General features: G+C 65.9%; 19 protein-coding genes. 10 read left to right on the top strand and 9 right to left on the bottom strand.

Annotation, left to right across the window (positions count from 1 at the left end):
- Nucleotides 1-239: 239 nt before the first annotated feature.
- The 6 genes from adk (at nt 240) to DN388_RS04990 (ending at nt 4,501) form a co-directional block, all read left to right on the top strand.
- On the top strand, nt 240-890 hold the full coding sequence (gene adk / locus DN388_RS05015) for an adenylate kinase (protein WP_043863224.1): 651 nt from the start codon (nt 240-242) through the stop codon (nt 888-890).
- Between the two features lie 88 nt (nt 891-978).
- Nucleotides 979-1,653 carry a tRNA (adenosine(37)-N6)-threonylcarbamoyltransferase complex dimerization subunit type 1 TsaB gene (gene tsaB / locus DN388_RS05010; protein WP_043863225.1) on the top strand — a complete coding sequence of 225 codons (675 nt, stop codon included), beginning with the start codon at nt 979-981 and terminating at the stop codon, nt 1,651-1,653.
- 127 nt (nt 1,654-1,780) lie between these two features.
- The gene (locus DN388_RS05005) at nt 1,781-2,074 is read left to right on the top strand and encodes a hypothetical protein (RefSeq protein WP_043863226.1); all 294 of its coding nucleotides are present in this window, start codon (nt 1,781-1,783) and stop codon (nt 2,072-2,074) included.
- A 3-nt stretch (nt 2,075-2,077) separates the two neighbouring features.
- Entirely contained in the window at nt 2,078-2,941 is an 864-nt protein-coding gene (locus DN388_RS05000) for a DUF72 domain-containing protein (RefSeq protein ID WP_213607016.1), read from the top strand.
- Between the two features lie 33 nt (nt 2,942-2,974).
- Entirely contained in the window at nt 2,975-3,805 is an 831-nt protein-coding gene (locus tag DN388_RS04995) for an oxaloacetate decarboxylase (RefSeq protein WP_043863228.1), read from the top strand.
- A 6-nt stretch (nt 3,806-3,811) separates the two neighbouring features.
- A complete protein-coding gene (locus DN388_RS04990) occupies nt 3,812-4,501 on the top strand; it encodes an extensin family protein (RefSeq protein WP_104571834.1) in 690 nt (229 codons plus the stop codon).
- Here the strand turns inward: DN388_RS04990 and DN388_RS04985 are convergent.
- Complete coding sequence (locus DN388_RS04985) at nt 4,498-5,118, bottom strand: hypothetical protein (RefSeq protein WP_058541478.1); 621 nt, start codon at nt 5,116-5,118, stop codon at nt 4,498-4,500. The genes DN388_RS04990 and DN388_RS04985 overlap by 4 nt on opposite strands.
- A gap of 99 nt (nt 5,119-5,217) precedes the next feature.
- On the opposite strand from DN388_RS04985, the gene DN388_RS04980 reads away from it, so the two are divergent.
- Entirely contained in the window at nt 5,218-5,997 is a 780-nt protein-coding gene (locus tag DN388_RS04980; RefSeq protein WP_043863231.1) for a class I SAM-dependent methyltransferase, read from the top strand.
- On the opposite strand, the gene DN388_RS04975 is transcribed toward DN388_RS04980, so the two are convergent.
- Nucleotides 5,998-6,633 (bottom strand): TetR/AcrR family transcriptional regulator, encoded by a 636-nt coding sequence (locus DN388_RS04975; protein ID WP_043863232.1) that lies wholly within the window; start codon nt 6,631-6,633, stop codon nt 5,998-6,000.
- Between the two features lie 280 nt (nt 6,634-6,913).
- Here DN388_RS04975 and DN388_RS04970 point away from each other — a divergent pair, with 280 nt between their 5' ends.
- Nucleotides 6,914-8,014, top strand: coding sequence for an efflux RND transporter periplasmic adaptor subunit (locus DN388_RS04970; RefSeq protein WP_043863233.1), 1,101 nt, complete (start codon nt 6,914-6,916; stop codon nt 8,012-8,014).
- A 6-nt stretch (nt 8,015-8,020) separates the two neighbouring features.
- On the top strand, nt 8,021-11,086 hold the full coding sequence (locus tag DN388_RS04965; protein ID WP_043863234.1) for an efflux RND transporter permease subunit: 3,066 nt from the start codon (nt 8,021-8,023) through the stop codon (nt 11,084-11,086).
- A 78-nt stretch (nt 11,087-11,164) separates the two neighbouring features.
- On the opposite strand, the gene DN388_RS04960 is transcribed toward DN388_RS04965, so the two are convergent.
- The 3 genes from DN388_RS04960 to plsB are packed head-to-tail and all read right to left on the bottom strand — an operon-like array spanning nt 11,165 to nt 14,794.
- Entirely contained in the window at nt 11,165-11,854 is a 690-nt protein-coding gene (locus tag DN388_RS04960) for a DUF4197 domain-containing protein (protein ID WP_043863235.1), read from the bottom strand.
- 32 nt (nt 11,855-11,886) lie between these two features.
- Nucleotides 11,887-12,285: a YbaY family lipoprotein gene (locus DN388_RS04955; protein WP_043863236.1), complete on the bottom strand. Its 399-nt coding sequence runs from the start codon at nt 12,283-12,285 to the stop codon at nt 11,887-11,889.
- Nucleotides 12,286-12,298: 13 nt separating this feature from the next.
- Nucleotides 12,299-14,794, bottom strand: a complete 2,496-nt coding sequence (gene plsB / locus DN388_RS04950) for a glycerol-3-phosphate 1-O-acyltransferase PlsB (RefSeq protein ID WP_043863237.1) — start codon at nt 14,792-14,794, stop codon at nt 12,299-12,301.
- 222 nt (nt 14,795-15,016) lie between these two features.
- Between plsB and DN388_RS04945 the strand changes: the two genes are divergently transcribed.
- Nucleotides 15,017-15,226, top strand: a complete 210-nt coding sequence (locus tag DN388_RS04945) for a cold-shock protein (protein ID WP_038996759.1) — start codon at nt 15,017-15,019, stop codon at nt 15,224-15,226.
- Nucleotides 15,227-15,334: 108 nt separating this feature from the next.
- Here DN388_RS04945 and DN388_RS04940 read toward each other — a convergent pair whose 3' ends face one another.
- The 4 genes from DN388_RS04940 to DN388_RS04925 all read right to left on the bottom strand — a co-directional run bounded on the left by DN388_RS04940 (nt 15,335) and on the right by DN388_RS04925 (nt 20,464).
- On the bottom strand, nt 15,335-15,712 hold the full coding sequence (locus DN388_RS04940; protein ID WP_043863238.1) for a hypothetical protein: 378 nt from the start codon (nt 15,710-15,712) through the stop codon (nt 15,335-15,337).
- A gap of 19 nt (nt 15,713-15,731) precedes the next feature.
- Nucleotides 15,732-16,544: a putative RNA methyltransferase gene (locus DN388_RS04935; RefSeq protein WP_088514548.1), complete on the bottom strand. Its 813-nt coding sequence runs from the start codon at nt 16,542-16,544 to the stop codon at nt 15,732-15,734.
- Nucleotides 16,544-17,695, bottom strand: a complete 1,152-nt coding sequence (gene dapE, locus DN388_RS04930; RefSeq protein WP_043863240.1) for a succinyl-diaminopimelate desuccinylase — start codon at nt 17,693-17,695, stop codon at nt 16,544-16,546. The genes DN388_RS04935 and dapE overlap by 1 nt, the downstream gene beginning before the upstream one ends.
- 177 nt (nt 17,696-17,872) lie before the next feature.
- A complete protein-coding gene (locus tag DN388_RS04925; protein ID WP_043863241.1) occupies nt 17,873-20,464 on the bottom strand; it encodes a glycosyltransferase in 2,592 nt (863 codons plus the stop codon).
- Nucleotides 20,465-20,531 lie beyond the last annotated feature (67 nt).

Here is a 20,531-nt window from a genome sequence, read left to right as displayed (position 1 = left end):
CCGGCGCGCGCCCCGAGCACCCGGGCGAAGCGGTTTCGCCCCCGGTTGCGCCGGGCGCAACCCGGGCACGAACGGGCCTCACGCAGTATTTTTTTCCGACTTTCGACCGCTTGTGTGGTCCGGGTGCGCTGTGTATCTTGAGCAGCCTTTTGACCGATTTGCGGTCATCACCCGATTCTTGGGATTGGCCCTGAGTGGCGAATCCATTGATTTGCTTATAAAAAATTGAGGAGCACAAGATGCGCGTAATTCTGCTGGGAGCTCCCGGGGCCGGTAAAGGTACTCAGGCAAAGTTCATCACCGAGAAGTTCGGTATTCCCCAGATTTCCACCGGCGACATGCTGCGTGCCGCGGTCAAGGCCGGCACCCCGCTGGGTCTGGAAGCCAAGGCGATCATGGACGCCGGCAAGCTGGTGTCCGACGAGCTGATCATCAACCTGGTCAAGGACCGCATCGCTCAGGCCGACTGCGCCAAGGGTTTCCTGTTCGACGGTTTCCCGCGCACCATTCCCCAGGCTGAAGCCCTGGTGAGCGCCGGCGTCGAGCTGGATGCCGTGGTCGAGATCGCCGTTGCCGACGAAGAGATCGTCCAGCGTATCGCCGGCCGCCGCGTGCACGAAGGTTCGGGTCGCGTGTACCACGTGGTCTACAACCCGCCGAAGGTTGAAGGCAAGGACGACGAGACCGGCGAGCCGCTGATCCAGCGCAAGGACGACACCGAAGAAACCGTGCGTCATCGCCTGTCGGTCTACCACGAGCAGACCAAGCCGCTGGTGGACTTCTACCAGAAGCTGTCGGCTGCCAACGGTGGCAAGCCCAAGTACAGCCACATCGAAGGCGTGGGCTCGGTCGATGCCATCACCGCCAAGGTGCTGGCCGCTCTGAGCTGATCACCGCTCGGATGTGCACACAACGGCCCGCTTGCGGGCCGTTGTTGTTTATAATGCCGTTCTTTTTTCTTGCCCCCTGGAACCCCCGATGACCACCTTGCTGGCCCTGGATACCGCCACTGAAGCCTGCTCCGTTGCCTTGCTGCATGACGGCAAGGTGCTCAGCCACTATGAGGTGATCCCGCGCCTGCACGCGCAGAAGCTGCTGCCGATGATCCAGACGATGCTGGCCGAAGCGGGCATCGCCCTGTCGGCCGTCGATGCGATTGCCTTCGGCCGCGGCCCCGGCGCCTTTACCGGGGTGCGGATCGCCATCGGCGTGGTGCAGGGCCTGGCGTTCGCCCTCGAGCGCCCGGTGCTGCCGGTGTCCAACCTGGCGCTGCTGGCCCAGCGCGCGTTGCGCGAGCACGGCGCCGAGCAGGTGGCGGCGGCGATCGATGCGCGCATGGACGAGGTGTACTGGGGCTGCTACCAGCAGCAGGCCGGCGAAATGCGCCTGCTGGGCAGCGAGGCGGTGCTGGCCCCCGAACAGGTCAGCCTGCCGCCGGGCGCGGCCGGCGACTGGTTCGGTGCCGGTACCGGCTGGGGCTACGCCGAGCGCCTGCCGGTGGCCGTCAGTGGCCAGGACGCCGGCATGCTGCCCCACGCCCTCGACCTGCTGACCCTGGCGCGGTTCGCCTGGGACCGGGGCGAAGGTATTGCGCCCGATCTCGCCCAACCGGTGTACCTGCGCGACAAGGTGGCCACGCCCAAGGCGCGGTAAACCGCTGGTCGTCTATCGCCGTTGCGCATAAACCTTTTGCTCGATATGTGGTCCAGTTATCAGTCGGGCATTTGCGAAGTCTCTCAGGTGCCGCTAAATTGCCATCATTGCTCCTGAGTAATCGTTCATGCGTGTCGACGGCTTCTCTTCCCAGTCCTATCCGATCAAGCGCCCGCTGCGCAAGCCGCCGGTGCGCGAAGAGGACGTGGACGAAGACCTGCCGGGCGAGTTCGAGGCGCAGCCGTCGCCATCAGGTGCTGCAGGCGGCGCCAGCCGCAGCGGCTTGCCGGTGCGCCAGCAGGACATGATCTTCCCGCGGGCGCGCAACAAGCGCACCGCCCAGGCCCTGGCCAGCTACCTGACCACTGCCGGCTTCGTGGACTGGGAGATGGAAGTGCTGGGGTTGGACCTGTACATTTGAGGCATGACGCCTTTACCTTACTTTCTCGGTTGCCCGTCCTGGAGTGAAAACGCCTGGCGCGAGTACCTGTACCCCGCCGAGGCCAGACCCAGCGACTTTCTCGGCCTCTACTGCCAGGTGTTCAATGCGGTGGAGGGCAACACCACCTTCTATGCGCGCCCCGCGCCCGCCACCCTCGAACGCTGGGCGCAGATCATGCCCGCGCACTTTCGCTTCACCGCCAAGTTCCCCGGCGACATCAGTCATGCAGACGACCTGCGTCAGCAATGCGTGGCCGCGCACACCTTCATCAACCTGCTAAAGCCGCTTGGCGCCCGTGTGGCGCCCTACTGGTTGCAGCTGCCTGCCAGCTTCGGTCCAGCACGCCTGGGCGAGCTGGTGGCATTTATCGACGAGGTGGACGTGCCGCTGGCGGTGGAGGTGCGCAACAAGGCCTTCTTCGCCAAGGGTGAGGAGGAACGTCTGCTCAATCGGCTGTTGCTCGATCGCGGCGTCGAACGCATCTGCCTGGACCCGCGTGCCCTGTTCAGTTGCACCTCGCGCGATCCGGGCGTGCTGCATGCCCAGTCCAAGAAACCGCGGGTGCCGCCACGCCCTGCCGCCTTCAGCCAGAGCCCGCAGGTGCGCTTCATCGGCCACCCGGAACTGGCGGCCAACGAGCCGTTTCTGTTGCCGTGGCTGGACAAGGTCGCGGCCTGGATCGAGGAGGGGCGCACCCCGTACGTTTTCCTGCATACTGCCGACAACCGCCTGGCAGCCGCGCTGGCGCAGCGTTTTCATCAGGGCCTGATGGAGCGCCTGCCCGGCTTGCCGGCCTTGCCTGAACTGCACAGGGCGCCCGCAGCCGAGCAGCTTGGCCTGCTCTGACCGCCCCGTACCGCCTGCTCTGGAGTCGTGATCATGGATGTGCAAACCCTGCGTGCCGAAGCCTTCAAGGCGCTGCATGAACGTGATGGCGCCTTTGTCATCCCCAACCCCTGGGATGCAGGCTCGGCCAAGCTGCTGGCCAGCCTCGGCTTCGAGGCGCTGGCCACCACCAGCGCCGGCCTGGCGTTCTCGCTGGGGCGCCCCGATGCCGAAGGCGCCATGAGCCTGGAGGAAACCCTGGGCAACGCGCGCAGCATCGTCGATGCCACCGCCCTGCCGGTGGCTGCAGACCTCGAGAACGGCTTCAGCGATACGCCCAAGGGCTGCGCCGAGGCCATCCTGCAGGCCGCCGCTGTGGGGCTTGTAGGCGGCTCCATCGAGGATGCCAGCGGCAACCCGCAAGAGCCGATCTATGGCTTTCATCAGGCAGTGGAGCGCGTCGAGGCAGCCGTTGCGGCGGCGCGCAGCCTGGAGTTCCCGTTCACCCTGTGTGCCCGCGCCGAAAACCTGCTGCACGGGCGCCTGGACCTGGACGACACCATCAAGCGCCTGCAGGCCTTTGCCGAGGCCGGTGCCGATGTGCTGTACGCGCCGGGCTTGCGCAGCGCCGAGGAGATTCGCCAGGTGGTGCAGGCCGTGGCGCCCAGGCCGGTCAACGTGCTGATGGGACTGAGCGGGGTGGACCTGAGCGTAAGCGACCTGCAGGCGCTCGGGGTCAAGCGCATCAGCGTCGGCTCGTCGCTGGCGCGTGCGGCCTACGGCGCGTTCTTCCACGCCGCCGAACGGATCCAGCAGCAGGGCCGCTTCGACTATGCCGAACAGGCGCTGCCGTTCGACCAGCTCAACCAGTTGTTCAGGCGCTGATCGTCCATGCGGGGAGTGGGCATTTTCCTGGTGATAGCGATGGCTGCGGGGTTGGTGGCCTGGCAACAGGGCTGGCGCCTGCCGGCTGCCTGGAACCCGTGGGCGGTGCTGGACGTCAAGGCGCCCCCGAACCTGCTGACCCCCTACAAGCTGAGCCGCCTGCAGGATGACCCCAGGCTTTGCGAACAGGCCCTGGCCACCTCGACGCTGCGCTACAGCAAGCAGGCCGACAGCGCGCCAGATGTGGCCTGCCCGCTGCACAACGTGGTGCGGGTGCAGGGCTCGGGCGTGCGCCTGAGCAGCAGTTTTCTGGCCAGTTGCCCAGTCGCGGTGGCCTTCGCGCTGTTCGAGCGCCACGGCCTGCAACCGGCCGCGCAGCGTGCATTCGGCCAGGCGGTGGTGCAGGTCGATCACCTGGGCAGTTTTGCCTGTCGCAATATGTACGGGCGCAAGGAAGGGCGGCGCAGCCAGCATGCCAGCGCCAATGCGCTCGACATCGCCGGGTTCAGGCTGGCCGATGGGCAGCGCATCGAGGTGCTGCGCGACTGGCCGGGTGAGGGGGTGAAGGCGAAGTTTCTACGCGAGGTGCAGGCTGGCGGCTGCGACAGTTTCAACACGGTGCTGGGGCCTGACTACAACGCTGCCCACCGCAACCACTTCCACCTGGATATGGGCTTCTGGCAGATCTGCCGTTAGGCGGCGATGCGCACGTTGTTCAGTACCACCGGACGGGCCCAGCTGAGGTCGAACTCCAGGTCCGACTGCTGCTTGAGCAGCGTGGCCTGGTCGAACGGCTCCGGCGCCGGGTCGAGCAGGCTGGCTTCCAGCTCCGCGATCGGCAGGTGCAGCGGGTAGGGTTGCGGCGCCGGGCCTGGCTGCGGCAGCGGATGACCCTGGCTCATCACCACCGGGCGCACCCAGTTGTTGCTGATGTCCAGCTGGCGCTGCTGCTCCACCAGTTCCAGCGCGCTGAATGGCGGCGCAGGCTTGTCCAGCAGGTCCAGTTCGAATTCGGCAATCGGCAGGAACAGCGGCTCGGGCGGGGCGACGATGGTGTCGTGCACGTCGCACAGGCGCTGGCTGTGGATCTGCGCCAGGGTCTGGCTGCCGGCAATCGGTTCGCCGGTGACGGTGTCGACCTCGGGGACCGCCAGCTGACCTTCCTGCGCACCTTCACCCTGCTGCTCTGCCAACGCCTGGGCAAAGAAGTCCTGCCACAGGTGGCTGACGCCGCCGAGGGTCTGGGTGTTGTGCCGGGCAAAGTCGCCGACGGGCGACAAATAACCGGAAGGGAGCTGAAGAATGTCTGACATGGCAGTCGAAGGCTGTCCGGGTCTGGCAAAATAGCGATTACTGCGGTTATCGGCACAGGCCGGCAATCATTTAATTTTTTTGTGTGGGGAAGGTGAGCGGTGGAGCAACTGGCGGACGGCGGTATCCGGGTCGAGGCGTTGGCTGCCGAGTATCAGGCACAGGCCGAGCACTGGGCGGTGCGCCTGGGCTTGCCGCTGCAGGATGCGTCGGCGGCCTTTGCCGTGCAGGTGGGCGAGACCGGCCTGCAGATCCAGCAGTTGGGCCCGCAGGCACCGGGCCCGGTGCGGGTGGATTTCGTCGAGGGCGCGGCGGCCCATCGTCGGGTGTTCGGCGGGGGCAGCGGGCAGATGATCGCCAAGGCGGTCGGCATCGCCCAGGGCGTGCGTCCACGGGTGCTGGATGCCACGGCAGGGCTGGGCAAGGACGCCTTCGTGCTGGCCAGCCTGGGCTGCCAGATGCAACTGATCGAGCGCCAGCCGTTGGTGGCGGCGCTGCTCGAGGATGGCCTGGCGCGTGCGGCAGCGGATGCCGAGGTGGGCCCCATCGTGGCGCGCATGCAGCTGCTGGCAGGCAACTCCATCGAGCGCATGCGCGACTGGCAGGGCGAACCGCCGCAGGTGATCTACCTCGATCCGATGTTCCCGCACCGCGACAAGAGCGCCCTGGTGAAAAAGGAGATGCGCGTGTTCCGCCCGCTGGTGGGCGATGACCTGGATGCCCCGGCACTGCTGGAGGCCGCCCTGGCCCTGGCCAGCCACCGGGTGGTGGTCAAGCGCCCGCGCAAGGCGCCGATCATCGACGGGCCCAAGCCCAGCCATAGCCTGGAAGGCAAGTCGAGCCGCTACGACATCTACCCCAAGAAAGCCCTCAAGCCCTGACTAGGGGCGGTAGGCCCGCAAAAACACCGCCACCACGTCCTGCACATGTGCCTCGGCAGCCTCGGCGTCCAGCGCCGGGGAGTAGCCGAGCAGCAGGCGATAGTTCGGCGCCCCCTTGAGCAGGCAGAAGAAGTGCTCGGCCGCCCTGGCCGGCTGCTCGATACGCAGCAGGCCATGCTGGTCGACGCGCTGCAGCAGTGCCTCCATCTCGCGCAGCACGCGCAACGGGCCGGCTTCGAAGAAGATCTGGCTGAGCTTGGGGTCCTGGGTGCCCAGGGCCATGATCAGGCGGCTGAGCTTGACCGATTGATCGCTGTTGATCAGCGCCTGGAAGCCGCGCCCGATGTTCAGCAGGACCTGCTCCACCGACGTGCCTTCGGTCAGTTCGAAGAACAGTTCGGGCAACTGGGCCGTGCAGGTGGCCACGATCGCCGAGGAGAACAGTGTCTCCTTGTCGTTGAAGTGGCTGTAGACCGTCAGTTTCGAAACCCCTGCCGCATTCGCGACCGCATCCATGCTGGTGTTGGCGTAACCGTGGGTGAGAAACAGGGCTTTGGCCGCCTCGAGGATGGCCTGGCGCTTGGCGAGGTCCTTGGGCCGGCCGGGGCCGTTGGGGGCGCTGGTTTCGTTTGGCATGAATGACACGTACAGGTTCGTTAAGGGGTACAGGGTACACCGTGGTCGCCACCGGGGGGCTGCAATCTGCGCTTTGAACGCCTATCAGCGCCAGTGATGGCGGGTGGAGGTGGCTTTTTCGGCTCCACGGAGGACCCAAGCGGCAGGTCCAGGTGTCAGTTCGATGCGTGCGACGACCCTGAAATTTCTGTCCGACAATCGCTTCCCGGCGCCGTTGCGCTGATTTACTATACCCGTCGGTATAAATATTAGATGCGCTACTCACGGAAGGTTCTCGATCATGTTGCGCCATGCCTTGCCCCTTGCATTCCCGCTTACCCTTGCCTTGCTGCTGAGCGGCTGCGGGCAGGAGAGTCCCCCGCCAAGCACCCTGCGCCCGGCCATGGTGGTGCAGCCGCAGTTGTCCACGGCGGCGGTCGACAGCTACCCCGGCGAAGTGCGCGCCCGGCTCGAGCCGGAGTTGGCGTTTCGTATTCCCGGCAAGGTCAGCAAGCGCCTGGTGGAGGAGGGCCAGCGGGTCAAGGCCGACCAGCCATTGGCCGAGCTCGACCCGCAGGACGTGCGCCTGCAGCTGGAGGCCAGCCGCGCGCAGATGGCAGCGGCCCAGGCTAACCTGAGCCTGGTCAAGGCCGAGCGCGACCGCTACCAGACCCTGCTGGAGCGCCAGATGGTCAGCCGCTCGCAGTTCGACAACGCCGAAAACCTGTACCGCGCAGGCCTGGCGCGAGCCAACCAGGTGCGCGCCGAATTCGATGTGGCCGGCAACCAGGCCGGCTATTCGGTGCTGCGCGCGCCACAGGACGGGGTGGTGGCCAAGCGTCAGGTCGAGGTGGGCCAGGTGGTGGCTGCCGGGCAGACCGTGTTCACCCTGGCCGCCGATGGCGAGCGCGAGGTGCTGATCAGCCTGCCGGAGCAGAACTTCGGCCGCTTCAAGGTCGGCCAGCCGGTGTCGGTGGAGCTGTGGTCGCAACCGGATACGCGCTTCGAGGGTCGCATCCGCGAGCTGTCGCCGGCCGCCGACCCGCGGTCACGTACCTTCGCTGCGCGCATCGCGTTCGCGGCCGGCAAGGTGCCCGCAGAACTGGGGCAGAGCGCTCGGGTGTTCATCCAGCACGCCGAGCAGGTGCCGCTGGCGGTGCCGCTGTCGGCCCTGAGCGCCGAGAACGGCCAGACCTACGTGTGGCGGGTGGAACCTGACAATACGCTCAAGCGCACCGTGGTGCGGGTTGGCGCCTACGGCCAGGCCAGCGTGCCGGTGCTCGAAGGCCTCAAGCCCACCGATTGGGTGGTGGCGGCTGGCGGCCATGTACTGCACGAAGGGCAGCAGATACGACCGGTGGACCGGTCCAATCGCGTGGTGAATCTGGCGGCCAAGGAGTAAGTCCCGATGGGTTTCAACCTTTCCGCCTGGGCGCTGCGCAATCGCCAGATCGTGCTGTTCCTGATGGTGCTGCTGGCCCTGGTCGGCACGCTTTCGTATACCAAGCTGGGCCAGAGCGAAGACCCGCCGTTCACCTTCAAGGCCATGGTGATCAAGACCAACTGGCCGGGGGCGAGCGCCGAGGAAGTCTCGCGCCAGGTCACCGAACGCATCGAGAAGAAGCTGATGGAGACAGGCGAGTACGAGAAGATCGTCTCGTTCTCGCGCCCTGGTGAGTCCCAGGTCACTTTCATGGCCCGCGACTCGATGCATTCCAAGGATGTTCCCGAGCTGTGGTACCAGATCCGCAAGAAGGTCGCGGACATTCGCCACACCTTGCCGCCGGGTATCCAGGGGCCGTTCTTCAACGACGAGTTCGGCACCACCTTCGGCAATATCTATGCACTGACCGGTGAAGGCTTCGACTACGCGGTGCTCAAGGACTACGCCGACCGCGTGCAGATCCAGCTGCAACGGGTAAAGGATGTGGGCAAGGTCGAGCTGCTCGGCCTGCAGGACGAGAAGATCTGGATCGAGCTGTCGAACCTCAAGCTGGCGACCCTGGGCCTGCCGCTCGAAGCCGTGCAGCAGGCGCTGGAGGAACAGAATGCGGTGACCACCGCAGGCTTTTTCGAAACTCCCAGCGAGCGCCTGCAACTGCGCGTGAGCGGGCGTTTCGAGACGGTGGAGCAGATCGAGCAGTTCCCCATTCGGGTGGGCGAGCGCACCTTCCGTATCAGCGATGTGGCCGATGTGCGCCGCGGTTTCAACGATCCGCCCGCGCCACGCATGCGCTTCATGGGCGAAGACGCCATCGGCCTGGCGGTATCGATGAAGGCCGGTGGTGACATCCTGGTGCTGGGCAAGGCCCTTGAGGTCGAGTTTGCCCGTATCTCGGCCAATCTGCCGGCCGGCATGCAGCTGCGCAAGGTGTCCGACCAGCCGGCCGCCGTGAAAACCGGGGTAGGCGAGTTCGTGCAGGTGCTGGTGGAAGCACTGGCCATCGTGCTGCTGGTGAGCTTCTTCTCGCTGGGCATGCGCACCGGCCTGGTGGTGGCGCTGGCGATTCCGCTGGTGCTGGCGATGACGTTTGCCGCGATGTATTACCTCGGGATCGGCCTGCACAAGATTTCCCTGGGGGCACTGGTGCTGGCGCTGGGGCTGTTGGTGGATGACGCGATCATTGCGGTGGAGATGATGGCGATCAAGATGGAGCAGGGCTTCGATCGCTTCAAGGCCGCCAGCTACGCCTGGACCAGCACCGCCTTCCCGATGCTCACCGGCACCCTGATCACCGCGGCGGGCTTTCTGCCGATTGCCACGGCGCAGTCGGGCACGGGCGAGTACACCCGCTCGATCTTCCAGGTGGTGACCATTGCCCTGATTGCCTCGTGGATCGCTGCCGTGGTGTTCGTGCCGTACCTGGGCGAGCGGCTGCTGCCAGACCTGGCCAAGCTGCACGCGGCCAAGCACGGCACCACCGATGGCGCCACCGACCCCTATGGCACGCCGTTCTACCAGCGTGTACGGCGGCTGGTGGGCTGGTGCGTGGCGCACCGCAAGACGGTGATCGTGGCGACCCTGGGCCTGTTCGTGCTCAGTGTGCTGTCGTTTCGCTTCGTGCCCCAGCAGTTCTTCCCGGCCTCCGGACGGCTGGAGCTGATGGTCGACCTGAAGCTGGCCGAGGGCGCCTCGCTGAGCAACACCGCCGAGCAGGTCACGCGCCTGGAGGCCCTGCTCAAGGAGCGCGCCGGCATCGACAACTATGTGGCCTACGTGGGCACCGGCTCGCCGCGCTTCTACCTGCCCCTGGACCAGCAGTTGCCGGCAACCAGCTTCGCCCAGTTCGTGGTGCTGGCCAAGACCATCGAGGAGCGCGAGGCGCTGCGCAGCTGGCTGATCGAGACCCTGAACGAGCAGTTCCCGGACCTGCGTTCGCGGGTCACGCGCCTGGAAAACGGCCCCCCCGTGGGCTATCCGGTGCAGTTCCGGGTCACCGGCGAGCACATCGAGGAGGTGCGTGCATTGGCGCGCAAGGTGGCGGCCCGGGTGCGCGAGAACCCGCATGTGGTGAACGTGCACCTGGACTGGGAAGAGCCGAGCAAGGTGATCTACCTGAGTATCGACCAGGACCGTGCCCGGGCCCTGGGGATCAGCACCGCGCACCTGGCCAAGTTCCTGCAAAGCTCGCTGACCGGTTCGTCGGTCAGCCAGTTCCGCGAAGACAACGAGCTGATCGAGATCCTGCTGCGCGGCACGCGCCAGGAACGCACCGAGCTGACCAACCTGTCGAGCCTGGCGGTGCCCACCGAGAATGGGCGCAGCGTTGCGCTGTCGCAGGTGGCGACGCTGGAGTACGGCTTCGAGGAAGGCATCATCTGGCACCGTAATCGCCTGCCGACGGTGACGGTACGTGCCGACATCTATGGCAAGGAGCAGCCGGCGACCCTGGTCAAGCAGATACTGCCGACCCTGGAGCCGGTGCGTGCCGAGCTGCCGGATGGCTACCTGCTGGAAGTGGGCGGTACGGTGGAGGATTCGACCCGCGGGCAGAACTCGGTGAATGCCGGGGTGCCATTGTTCATCGTGGTGGTGTTGAGCTTGCTGATGGTGCAGTTGCGCAGCTTCTCGCGCACGGTGATGGTGTTCCTCACCGCGCCATTGGGGCTGATCGGGGTGGTGCTGTTCCTGATGGTGTTCCGCCAGCCGTTCGGCTTCGTGGCGATGCTGGGCACCATTGCGCTGTCGGGGATGATCATGCGCAACTCGGTGATTCTGGTGGACCAGATCGAGCAGGACATCGCGGCCGGGCTGGACCGTTGGCAGGCGATCATCGAGGCCACGGTGCGGCGCTTCCGGCCGATCGTGCTGACCGCGCTGGCGGCGGTGCTGGCTATGATTCCGTTGTCGCGCAGCGTGTTCTTCGGGCCGATGGCGGTGGCGATCATGGGCGGGCTGATCGTGGCCACGGCGTTGACGCTGCTGTTCCTGCCGGCGCTGTATGCGGCGTGGTTCAAGGTGCGCAAGCCCTGAGAAGGCGTTCGCCGGCAAGGCCGGCTCCTACGGGGGCACTGCGCATCCTGTAGGAGCCGGCCTTGCCGGCGAAGGGCCCTAGAGGGCGCCGAAGACCTTCTTGGCCAGGCTGGTAGCCGCGGCCGCCGGGTTCTGGCGGATCGTCGCTTCCTGCTTGCCGATCATCTCGAACAGGCCATCCAGCGCTTGTTCGGTCACATAACCCTCGACGTTGGCGTTTTTGCTGTCCAGCAGGCCCAGCGACGAGGCCTGCCCGGCAAAGCTGTTGTACTGCTTGGCCAGGCCGACCTGGTCGGTGGCCTGCTTGACGATGGGCAGGAACTTGGCACGGATCTGCTCGCGGCTGGTCTTGTTCAGGTACTGGGTGGCCGAATCGTTGCCACCGCTGAGAATACCCTTGGCATCGGCCACGCTCATCTTCTTGACCGCATCCACCAGCAACGCCTGGGCCTGCGGTACTGCCGCCTCGGCCGCCTTGTTCATGCTGGCTTCGAGCTGGTCGACCTCGGCGCCCATGCCGAATTTCTTCATGGCCTTGGCAGCCTTGCCCAGGTTGCCCGGCAGCTCGATGCGCACGTCCGGGTTGTTGCTGAAGCCGCCTGGGGTGCCCAGTTGCTTGACGGCAATCTGCGCACCCTGGGTCAGGGCATCCTTGAGGCCGCCGGTGGCGTCCTTCTGCGACAGGTCGCCGAGTGATAGGGCCAGCGCACTGGCCGACAACAGCAGGCCGGCACACAGGCCGGTAAAGGTAAGAGCAGGGCGGAACATGGCAGCATCCTTATCCAAAGGCAAAAAGGGGATCAGCGAACGGCGTCGACCTTGATTCGTACAGGCTGGGCGTCGCTACCGTCCAGCTGCACGCCGTGGTGTTCGGTGTTGATGAACAGCAGCTTGCCGTCCAGCTCGATGCGCGCGCTCACGGCATAGCGGTGGCCCGGCTTGACCTGTGCCGGGTCGTAGCTCAGGTGAAACGGCAGGGGCACCTGGCCTTTTACCGGGCCGCTCTGGTTGGCCAGGGTGACGGCTGGCGCATCGGCCAGCGACACGTCCTGCAGGCTGACGCTCAGGGTGGCTGCCGGTGGCAGGGCGATGCGCTGCAGGTAGAACACCTCGCCGTCCAGGCTGGCCTTGGAGGGTGACGGGGTGCTGCTGCAGGCGGCCAGCAGGCTGCCCAGCACAGCCAGGGTCAATTTCTTCATCGTGTACTCCTGTTCAGACTTGTTGCTCGGTGTGTTCGGTGGTTTCGTCGCTGCGCTGCAAGGCCACCTGGCGGATCGACAGGCGCACCTCGGCCGACAGCACGCGCTTGGCGGCGCCTTCGGCCAGCTCGCTGAGTTTTTCATGGTAGCCGAGCTTGCCCGCCGCATCCGGGCGCAGCACGCCCTGTTCGATCTGGGTCTGGATGAAGTGGCGGAACAGGCTCTTGTCGAAGAATTCCGGGGCGTTCAGGCCATGCAGGATCGACAGGCGCTGGGCCATGACCACGCACAGGTCTTCCAGCTCTTCGGCGCTGAGGGTGTGCTGGCCGCTGTTGAGCAGCAGCGCGGTGGCCATGTAGAAGCGCTGCAGGGTCTGGGTGATGGCCCGCGCCAGCAGGGTCAGCAGCACGAACTGGCGCGAACTCGGGGCCGGGCGCAGGTACACGCCGTTCTCGAAACGCAGCAGGCCCTGTTCGACGAATGCCTCCAGCCACTGGTCGATCACCCCGTCGAGCTCCTGGGCATCCCAGCGGATGAACAACTCCGACTGCAGATACGGGTACAGCGCGTGGGTGTAGCGGCCGATCAGTTCGCGGCTGATGCGCGAGCTGCTCTGGAAGAAGCTTGCCAGCAGCGCCGGCAGGGCGAAGATGTGCAGTACGTTGTTGCGGTAGTAGGTCATCAGTACCGCGTTGTTTTCATCCAGGTACAGGATGCGCCCCAGCGCGTCCTGCTGCTCGGCCAGCAGGTCCATGCCGCGCACGTGGCCGATCAGCGCCAGGCCGTCGCCTTCGGGCAGGGTGGTATGGGCCGAGTAGGGCACCTGGCGCAGCAGCGCCAGGTACAGGTCCAGTACCCGCGCCAGGGCGCGTTCGTCCAGGGCCAGGCGGCTGGTGGACAGCAGCGCCAGGGCCACCAGGTTGACCGGGTTGATCGCGGCGGCCTCGTTCAGGTGCTGCGCGACCTTCTCGCCCAGGCGCGAGGTGGTTTCGTTGAGCCAGGCCGGTCGGAACTGCGGGCTGTGGTCCTGTTCGCGCCAGCCCGGTTGCTGCTGGTCGAGGAAGCTGGCCAGGCGGATCGGCTCGCCGAAGTTCACGGCCACCTGGCCAAAGCGCTGCTTGAGCGCGCCGATGACCTTGAAGATGTCGAAGATCGATTCCTTCTTCTTGCTCGCCCCGCGCAGCTCGCCCAGGTAGGTGCGGCCTTCGAGCACGCGCTCGTAGCCGATGTACACCGGCACGAACACGATCGGGGTGCGCGAGGAGCGCAGAAAACTGCGCAGGGTGATCGCCAGCATGCCGGTCTTGGGCTGCAGCATGCGCCCGGTGCGCGAGCGCCCGCCCTCGACGAAGTACTCCACCGGGAAGCCCTTGGTGAACAGGGTGTGCAGGTACTCGTTGAACACCGCGGTGTACAGCGGGTTGCCCTTGAAGGTGCGGCGCATGAAGAACGCACCGCCGCGGCGCAGCAGGCTGCCGATCACCGGCATGTTGAGGTTGATGCCGGCGGCGATGTGCGGCGGCGTCAGGCCGTTGCGAAACAGCAGGTACGACAGCAGCAGGTAGTCGATGTGGCTGCGATGGCAGGGCACGTAGATCACCTCGTGCCCCGGCGCGATGCCTTGTACCTGTTCGATATGGTTGACCTTGATGCCGTCGTAGATCTTGTTCCAGAACCAGCTCAGCACCACTTCGAGGAAGCGGATGGCGGTGTAGGTGTAGTCCGAGGCGATCTCGTTGCCATAGCGCAGGGCCTGGGCCTCGGCCTTGGCCAGCGGGATGTTCTCGCGCTGGGCCTCGTCGCTGATGGCCTGGCGTACCAGCGGGTCGTGGATCAGGCCCTTGACCAGGTTGCGCCGGTGCGAGATGTCGGGGCCGATGACGGCGGTCTTGAGGTTGCGAAAATGCACCCGCAGCAGGCGCTGGGCCATGCGCACGGTGCGTTCGTGGCCCTTGTTGTGCTCGACCAGCTCACGCAGATGGATCGGCGCGGAAAACTGCACGCGGGTCTTGCGCCCCAGGATCAGCACGGTAAGCAGCCGGCGCAGGCGCCCGGTGACGGCCCAGCTGTCGGCGAACAACAGCTTCCACGGGCTCGATTCGCTGGCCGGCGACTGGCCCCAGAACACGCTGACCGGAATGATCTGCGCGTCCTGTTCGGCGTGCTGGCTGACCAGGTTGACCAGGCGCGTCAGCGTCGGCGGTGCGCCGCGCTTGTCGTGGCGGCCCAGCCAGTCGGGTTCGGGGGTCAGGTAGAAGAACGCCGCCGGCTCCATCATCGGGCCTACCGCCACGGGCAGCACCGGGCGCGGAAGCCCGGCTTTGGTGCATTCGCGGTCGAGCACGGCCAGATCGGTGAGCGCGGGTGATTGCAGCACGTAGAACACCGGACGGCTGCGGTCCAGGTTCAGCGAGAAGGATGACTGGTTGATGGTTTCGGAGCGCACCCACAGGTACAGCAGTCGGCGCAGGGCGCCGAAGATCAGGCGGCGCAAGGGGGAACGGGTCATTCGGTAGGTGCCCTGGGTAATGGGATTCGAGCAGATGCTCAGTAGGTTAGTGTGCCGTATCCGCGCAAGTTCAGCAAAAAGCGCCCCGGTCATGAAAATTGTTGAATGGCTGCGTTATAGTCGGTCCGCCACTTGCAGGACAAATCCGCAAGCGGCGTAGGTGGGGCCTGGTGAGGCCCTGCCGACAAGGCGATTCCAAAATAAAAATCCGGAGTAGTTCAGATGTCGTCTCGTGAGACTGGAAGTGTGAAGTGGTTCAATGACGCCAAGGGATATGGCTTCATTCAGCGTGAGGGCGGTGCGGATGTGTTCGTGCATTACCGCGCGATCCGCGGTGAAGGGCATCGCACCCTGCTGGAAGGGCAACAGGTCGAGTACAACCTGACCCAGGGCCAGAAAGGCCTGCAGGCCGAAGACGTAGTGGGGCTGTAAAGCGGCAGGCGCCAGCCTTGCTGGCGATGGGCTGTGCAGCAGCCCCTTGGCCCGGCGATGCCGGGCTTCGCCAGCAAGGTTGGCGCCTAAGCAAAGCCGGTCAACGGCTCAACTGGTACGCCAGGTGATTTCTTCCTCGCCATCGGCGCTGATGCGGATCCAGCGGTCGGCGTCTTCTTCACCTTCCTCTTCCACCCAGCTACCCGGCGCGCAGCGTACTTCGACATTGAGTGCGGCGAATGCGGCGCGGGCGCAGGCGATGTCGTCCTCCCACGGGGTCTGGTCGCTTTCCAGGTACAGGCTGTTCCATTTGCCCACAGCCTTGGGCAGCCAGGTAACAGGTACGTTACCGGCCTTGCACTTGTAGGTCTGGCCCTTCTGCTGCCAGTCGCTGCACGGGCCGAGGGCCTGGCCCAGCCAGGCGGCGATCTGCTTGTGATCGACGTCGGCGTCCTTCAGGTAAATCTCGATATCGGGTTGGCGCATGGGGCTCTCCGGGTGCGGCTCAGTCTTGGCGCACAAAGTAATCGTAACGCATCGATACCGTCACCTCTAAGGGCTCGGGGTGATCGATGACGGCCGCGCGTCTTTCTGCGCTGGCGCGCCAGCCATGGGGGGTCATGGCCAGCAGGTTGGCGCGGTCGGCCGGGGCCGCCAGGCTCAGGCGAAACTCCAGCACTTCGCCGTGGGCGTGGTGCATGCCCTCGGGCACCAGGGCCAGGTGCTTGTCGTCGGCATAGTCGCGCACTTCATCGTACAGCCGTTCGCGCAGCTCCATCAGGTGGCCGCGGGTGGGGCCGACGCGCATCAGGCCGCCGCCGGGGCTGAGCAGGCGCCTGGCTTCCTGCCAGTCCAGCGGGCTGAACACGCTGGCCAGGAACTGGCAGCTGGCATCGGCCAGTGGCACCCGGGCCATGCTCGCCACCAGCCAGGTGAGTGCCGGGTTGCGCCGGCACGCACGCTTGACCGCCTCGCGGGAGATGTCCAGGGCATAGCCGTCGGCCTGGGGCAGGGCGTCGGCCAGTTGCGCGGTGTAGTAGCCTTCGCCGCAGCCGATGTCCAGCCAGCGCGCGGGGGCGCGCTCGGCCGCAAGCTGGGCCAGGCGCCGTGCCACCGGGGCGTAGTGCCCTGCATTGAGGAAGTCGCGACGTGCCTCGACCATGGCCTGGTTGTCGCCAGGGTCACGGCTGTTCTTGTGCTGCACCGGCAACAGGTTCAGGTAGCCCTGGCGCGCCCGGTCGAAGCGGTGCCCGGCAGGGCAGCCGACACCGTTGTCCAGGGCGCCGAGCGCGGCGCTGCAGATGGGGCAGATGAGCATCAGACGAGCAACCGGGTCAGGGTCTGGTAGTAGATCTCGGTCAGCACGTCCAGGTCGCTGGCCAGGACCCGCTCGTTGACCTGGTGAATGGTGGCGTTGACCGGGCCCAGTTCGACCACCTGGGTGCCCAGGGTGGCGATGAAGCGCCCGTCGGAGGTGCCGCCGCTGGTGGAGGCCTGGGTGTCGCGGCCGGTCACGGCCTTGATGCTGGCCGACACCGCGTCGAGCAGGTCGCCCGGTTCGGTGAGGAACGGCAGGCCCGACAGCGCCCAGTCCACCTGCCAGTCCAGGCCGTGCTTGTCGAGGATCGCCGCCACGCGGGCCTGCAGCCCTTCGACGGTCGACTCGGTGGAGAAGCGGAAGTTGAACAGTGCGGTCAGCTCGCCTGGCACCACGTTGGTGGCGCCGGTCCCCGAGTTGAGGTTGGAGATCTGGAAGCTGGTGGGGGGAAAGAAATCGTTGCCCTCGTCCCAGTGCTCGGCGGCCAGTTCGGCCAAGGCCGGGGCGGCCAGGTGGATCGGGTTCTTCGCCAGGTGCGGGTAGGCCACGTGGCCCTGCACGCCACGCACGGTGAGCCTGGCGCCAAGCGAGCCGCGACGGCCGTTCTTGACCACGTCACCGACCAGGGTGGTGCTCGACGGCTCGCCGACGATGCACCAGTCCAGGCGTTCGTTGCGCGCCGCCAGGCGTTCGACCACGGCCTTGGTGCCGTGATGGGCCGGGCCTTCCTCGTCGCTGGTGATCAGGTAGGCGACCTTGCCCTTGTGGTTCGGGTAGTCGGCGACGAAGCGCTCGGTGGCCACGATCATGGCGGCCAGGCTGCCCTTCATGTCGGCCGCGCCGCGCCCGCAGAGCATGCCGTCGGCGTCGATCAGGGCGTCGAACGGGTCGTTGGCCCAGGCCTGTACCGGGCCGGTGGGCACCACGTCGGTGTGGCCGGCGAAGCACAGTACCGGGCCGTCGTCGCTGCCGTGGGTGGCCCAGAAATTGTCGACGTCTTCGATGCGCATCGGTTCGAGCATGAAGCCGGCATCGCCCAGGCGCTGCATCATCTGTTTCTGGCAGTCGAAGTCCAGCGGGGTCACCGAGGGACGACGGATCAGGTCGCAGGCCAGTTCAAGGGTAGGCGAGAGGTCGGCTGGGGCCGTCATGAAGGACTCCGGGGTGCAAGGCTGGGGCAAAAAGAAGGGGCGTTATCTTATAGCAAAAGTGCGGGGAAGGGACTGTGGATCTGTGCTGTCTGTGCGGGCCTATCGCGGGTCAAGCCCGCTCCCACAAGGTACTGCGCAATCCCTGTGGGAGCGGGCTTGACCCGCGATGGCGGTTTATCAGGCGGCAGGTGCGGGCTGCGTGACATCCGCGGGCTTGGGCAGCGACGACAGCATGGCCATGATCAGCGCCGCCAGGTACGGCAGCGATTGCACCAGCAGCATGGTCACCCAGAAGCGCATGTCGTTGCTCGGCAGGCCCTGCACCAGGTAGATGCCCAGCGCCGCGCCCCACAGCAGCAGCATGATGAACAGCTCCTCGCGGGCCTCTGCCAGTGCCACCAGCAGCCCGTGGCTGTCGGCGTTCTTCGGCGTGCGGAAGAACGGAATGCTGCTGGTGAAGAACCCGTACAGTACCGCCTTGGCAATGGTGTGCGACAACGCCAGCCCTGCCAGCGCCGCCGAGAACGCGTCCTTGAGGTTGACCCCTACCGCGCGGCGGTACAGGAACACGATCTTGCCCACCTTGAACACGAACAGCGCCAGCGGCGGGATCGCGAAGATCAGCAGCGGCGGGTCGACCCGCTGCGGCACGATGATCATGGCCGCCGACCACAGCAGCGCACCCACGGTGAAGAAGATGTTCATGCCGTCGGCGATCCACGGCAGCCAGCCGGCCAGGAAGTGGTAGCGCTGGCCGCGGGTCAGTTGGGTGTCCTTGCCGCGCAGCAGGCTGGAGGTGTGGCGCTTGATGATCTGGATCGCGCCGTAGGCCCAGCGAAAGCGCTGCTTCTTGAAGTCGATGAAGGTGTCGGGCATCAGGCCCTTGCCGTAGCTCTCGTGGGAATAGGCTGCCGAGTAACCCTTCTCGAACACGCGCAGGCCCAGTTCGGCATCTTCGCAGATGCACCAGTCGGCCCAGCCGAGCTCTTCGAGCACCGAGCGCCGGGTCATGGTCATGGTGCCGTGCTGGATGATTGCGTCACGGTCGTTGCGGGTGACCATGCCGATATGGAAGAAGCCCTTGTACTCGGCGTAGCAGAGCTTCTTGAAGGTGCTTTCGTTCTGGTCGCGGTAGTCCTGCGGCGATTGCACCACGGCGATCTTGGGGTCGGCAAAGTGCGGCACCATGTGCTTGAGCCAGTTGCGGTCGACACAATAGTCCGAGTCGATCACCGCGATCACTTCGGCGTCCTTGGCGGTGTGCGGGATCAGGTAGTTCAGCGCACCACCTTTGAAACCTGCCAGCGGTGCCACATGGAAGAACTTGAAGCGCTCGCCCAGCAGCTCGCAATGGGCCTTGAGCGGTTCCCACACGGCCGGGTCCTTGGTGTTGTTGTCGATGATCAGCACTTCGAAGTCCGGGTAGTCCAGCGCCGCGAGGGCATCGAGGGTCTGCTTGACCATCTCCGGGGGCTCGTTGTAGCACGGCACATGCACCGACACCTTGGGCCGATAGGCGCTGTCGGCCTCCACCGGCAGGAACAGCCGGCGGCGCTTGTGCGTCCATACCGCCTCGGCCAGTTCATGGGCCTCGGTCAGCAGCACGATGAACACCCCCAGCGCGCCGAGCGCCAGCAGGAAACCCACGGTGAGGCTGAACCAGGTGCTGTACTGCTGGCTGTAGTCATAGCCGATCCATACCAGCACCGAGCCGCACAGGAACGCGATGAAGGTCAGGAAGGTGCGCCCGCGCTGGCGCAGCGCCGAGCCGTCGATCAGCAGCAGGGTCAGCGACAGCATCGCCAGCACCACCGAGCCCACGGCCAGCACGCGCCACTGCGGAATGGCCACCACCGGGCCCTCGAAGTTGAATTTCTGCTGGCGCGCGGCATTGAACACACCCCAGTAGGCGCCCACCGAACCTTCGTCACTGGCTTTCCAGGGCTGGTCGTAGGCTTCGATCACGAAGTAGTTGTAGCCCTGGCGGTTGAGCAGGTTGACCAGGCTGCGCAGGTAGATGGCCTGATCCGCCTGGGTGGCGTCGGCACCGCCGCGCATGCGGCCATTGCTGGGCCAGCCGACCTCGGACAGCAGCAGCGGCTTGCGCGGGAACAGTTGCTTGAGCTCGCGGGCGCGGTCGAGCACGAACTGCTCGGCCTGGCTCACCGGGATGAATTCCCAGTAGGGCAGGATGTGCGCGGCGATCAGGTCGGCGTGCCCGGCAAGCTCGGGGTTTTCCTTCCAGATGTGCCACTGTTCGCTGGTGGTGACCGGCACCTTCACTGCGGCGCGCACGCGGTCCATGTAGTCCATCAGGGCCTGGGGGGTGACCTCTTCGCGAAACAGCGCCTCGTTGCCGACCATCACCCGCACCACGCTGCGCGAGGTGTTGGCCAACTGGATGGCGGTCTCGATTTCGCGCTCGTTGCGTTCCAGGTCGGGGCTGATCCACACACCCAGGGTCACGCGCAGGCCGAACTCTTCGGCCAGACGCGGGATCAGCGCCTGGGTGCCTTCCACCGTATAGATGCGGATGCTGTCGGTCAGCTTGCTCAGTTGCTCGAGGTCTTCGCGCAGCTCGGCTTCGGTCGGGTACTGGCCCTTTTGCGGGCTTTCGCCCAGGCGGAAAGGCGAATACGAGAAGCCGGAGATCTGCTCCGGCCAGTCGGGGGCGGACACCGGGCGGTTGATCAGTGCCCAGAACCCGGTGAATAGCGCGGCAATCGCCATGACGACCACCAGGTTGATACCAAATTTACGCGATGACATAGATATTTCGGGTTCCGAAAAGTGGAACGGGCAAGCGCCGGCGGGCACGGATCCTACGCACCAGGCA

Source organism: Pseudomonas sp. S12(2018) (assembly GCF_024355235.1).
In the GTDB taxonomy this organism is placed as follows: domain Bacteria; phylum Pseudomonadota; class Gammaproteobacteria; order Pseudomonadales; family Pseudomonadaceae; genus Aquipseudomonas; species Aquipseudomonas palmensis.
The sequence above is the reverse complement of the archived record's forward strand: the minus strand, read 5'-3'. Positions and strand labels throughout refer to the sequence as shown.

What these genes read in the sequence shown, in the direction of transcription:
- DN388_RS04935 (WP_088514548.1), bottom strand. Translation starts at nt 16,544, where the DNA reads ATGCTCATCTGCCCCATCTGCAGCGCCGCGCTCGGCGCCCTGGACAAC.
- DN388_RS04995 (WP_043863228.1), top strand. Translation starts at nt 2,975, where the DNA reads ATGGATGTGCAAACCCTGCGTGCCGAAGCCTTCAAGGCGCTGCATGAA.
- DN388_RS04960 (WP_043863235.1), bottom strand. Translation starts at nt 11,854, where the DNA reads ATGTTCCGCCCTGCTCTTACCTTTACCGGCCTGTGTGCCGGCCTGCTG.
- plsB (WP_043863237.1), bottom strand. Translation starts at nt 14,794, where the DNA reads ATGACCCGTTCCCCCTTGCGCCGCCTGATCTTCGGCGCCCTGCGCCGA.
- DN388_RS04965 (WP_043863234.1), top strand. Translation starts at nt 8,021, where the DNA reads ATGGGTTTCAACCTTTCCGCCTGGGCGCTGCGCAATCGCCAGATCGTG.
- tsaB (WP_043863225.1), top strand. Translation starts at nt 979, where the DNA reads ATGACCACCTTGCTGGCCCTGGATACCGCCACTGAAGCCTGCTCCGTT.
- adk (WP_043863224.1), top strand. Translation starts at nt 240, where the DNA reads ATGCGCGTAATTCTGCTGGGAGCTCCCGGGGCCGGTAAAGGTACTCAG.
- DN388_RS04945 (WP_038996759.1), top strand. Translation starts at nt 15,017, where the DNA reads ATGTCGTCTCGTGAGACTGGAAGTGTGAAGTGGTTCAATGACGCCAAG.
- DN388_RS04985 (WP_058541478.1), bottom strand. Translation starts at nt 5,118, where the DNA reads ATGTCAGACATTCTTCAGCTCCCTTCCGGTTATTTGTCGCCCGTCGGC.
- DN388_RS04990 (WP_104571834.1), top strand. Translation starts at nt 3,812, where the DNA reads ATGCGGGGAGTGGGCATTTTCCTGGTGATAGCGATGGCTGCGGGGTTG.
- DN388_RS04975 (WP_043863232.1), bottom strand. Translation starts at nt 6,633, where the DNA reads ATGCCAAACGAAACCAGCGCCCCCAACGGCCCCGGCCGGCCCAAGGAC.
- DN388_RS04940 (WP_043863238.1), bottom strand. Translation starts at nt 15,712, where the DNA reads ATGCGCCAACCCGATATCGAGATTTACCTGAAGGACGCCGACGTCGAT.
- DN388_RS04925 (WP_043863241.1), bottom strand. Translation starts at nt 20,464, where the DNA reads ATGTCATCGCGTAAATTTGGTATCAACCTGGTGGTCGTCATGGCGATT.
- DN388_RS05005 (WP_043863226.1), top strand. Translation starts at nt 1,781, where the DNA reads ATGCGTGTCGACGGCTTCTCTTCCCAGTCCTATCCGATCAAGCGCCCG.
- DN388_RS05000 (WP_213607016.1), top strand. Translation starts at nt 2,078, where the DNA reads ATGACGCCTTTACCTTACTTTCTCGGTTGCCCGTCCTGGAGTGAAAAC.
- DN388_RS04955 (WP_043863236.1), bottom strand. Translation starts at nt 12,285, where the DNA reads ATGAAGAAATTGACCCTGGCTGTGCTGGGCAGCCTGCTGGCCGCCTGC.
- dapE (WP_043863240.1), bottom strand. Translation starts at nt 17,695, where the DNA reads ATGACGGCCCCAGCCGACCTCTCGCCTACCCTTGAACTGGCCTGCGAC.
- DN388_RS04970 (WP_043863233.1), top strand. Translation starts at nt 6,914, where the DNA reads ATGTTGCGCCATGCCTTGCCCCTTGCATTCCCGCTTACCCTTGCCTTG.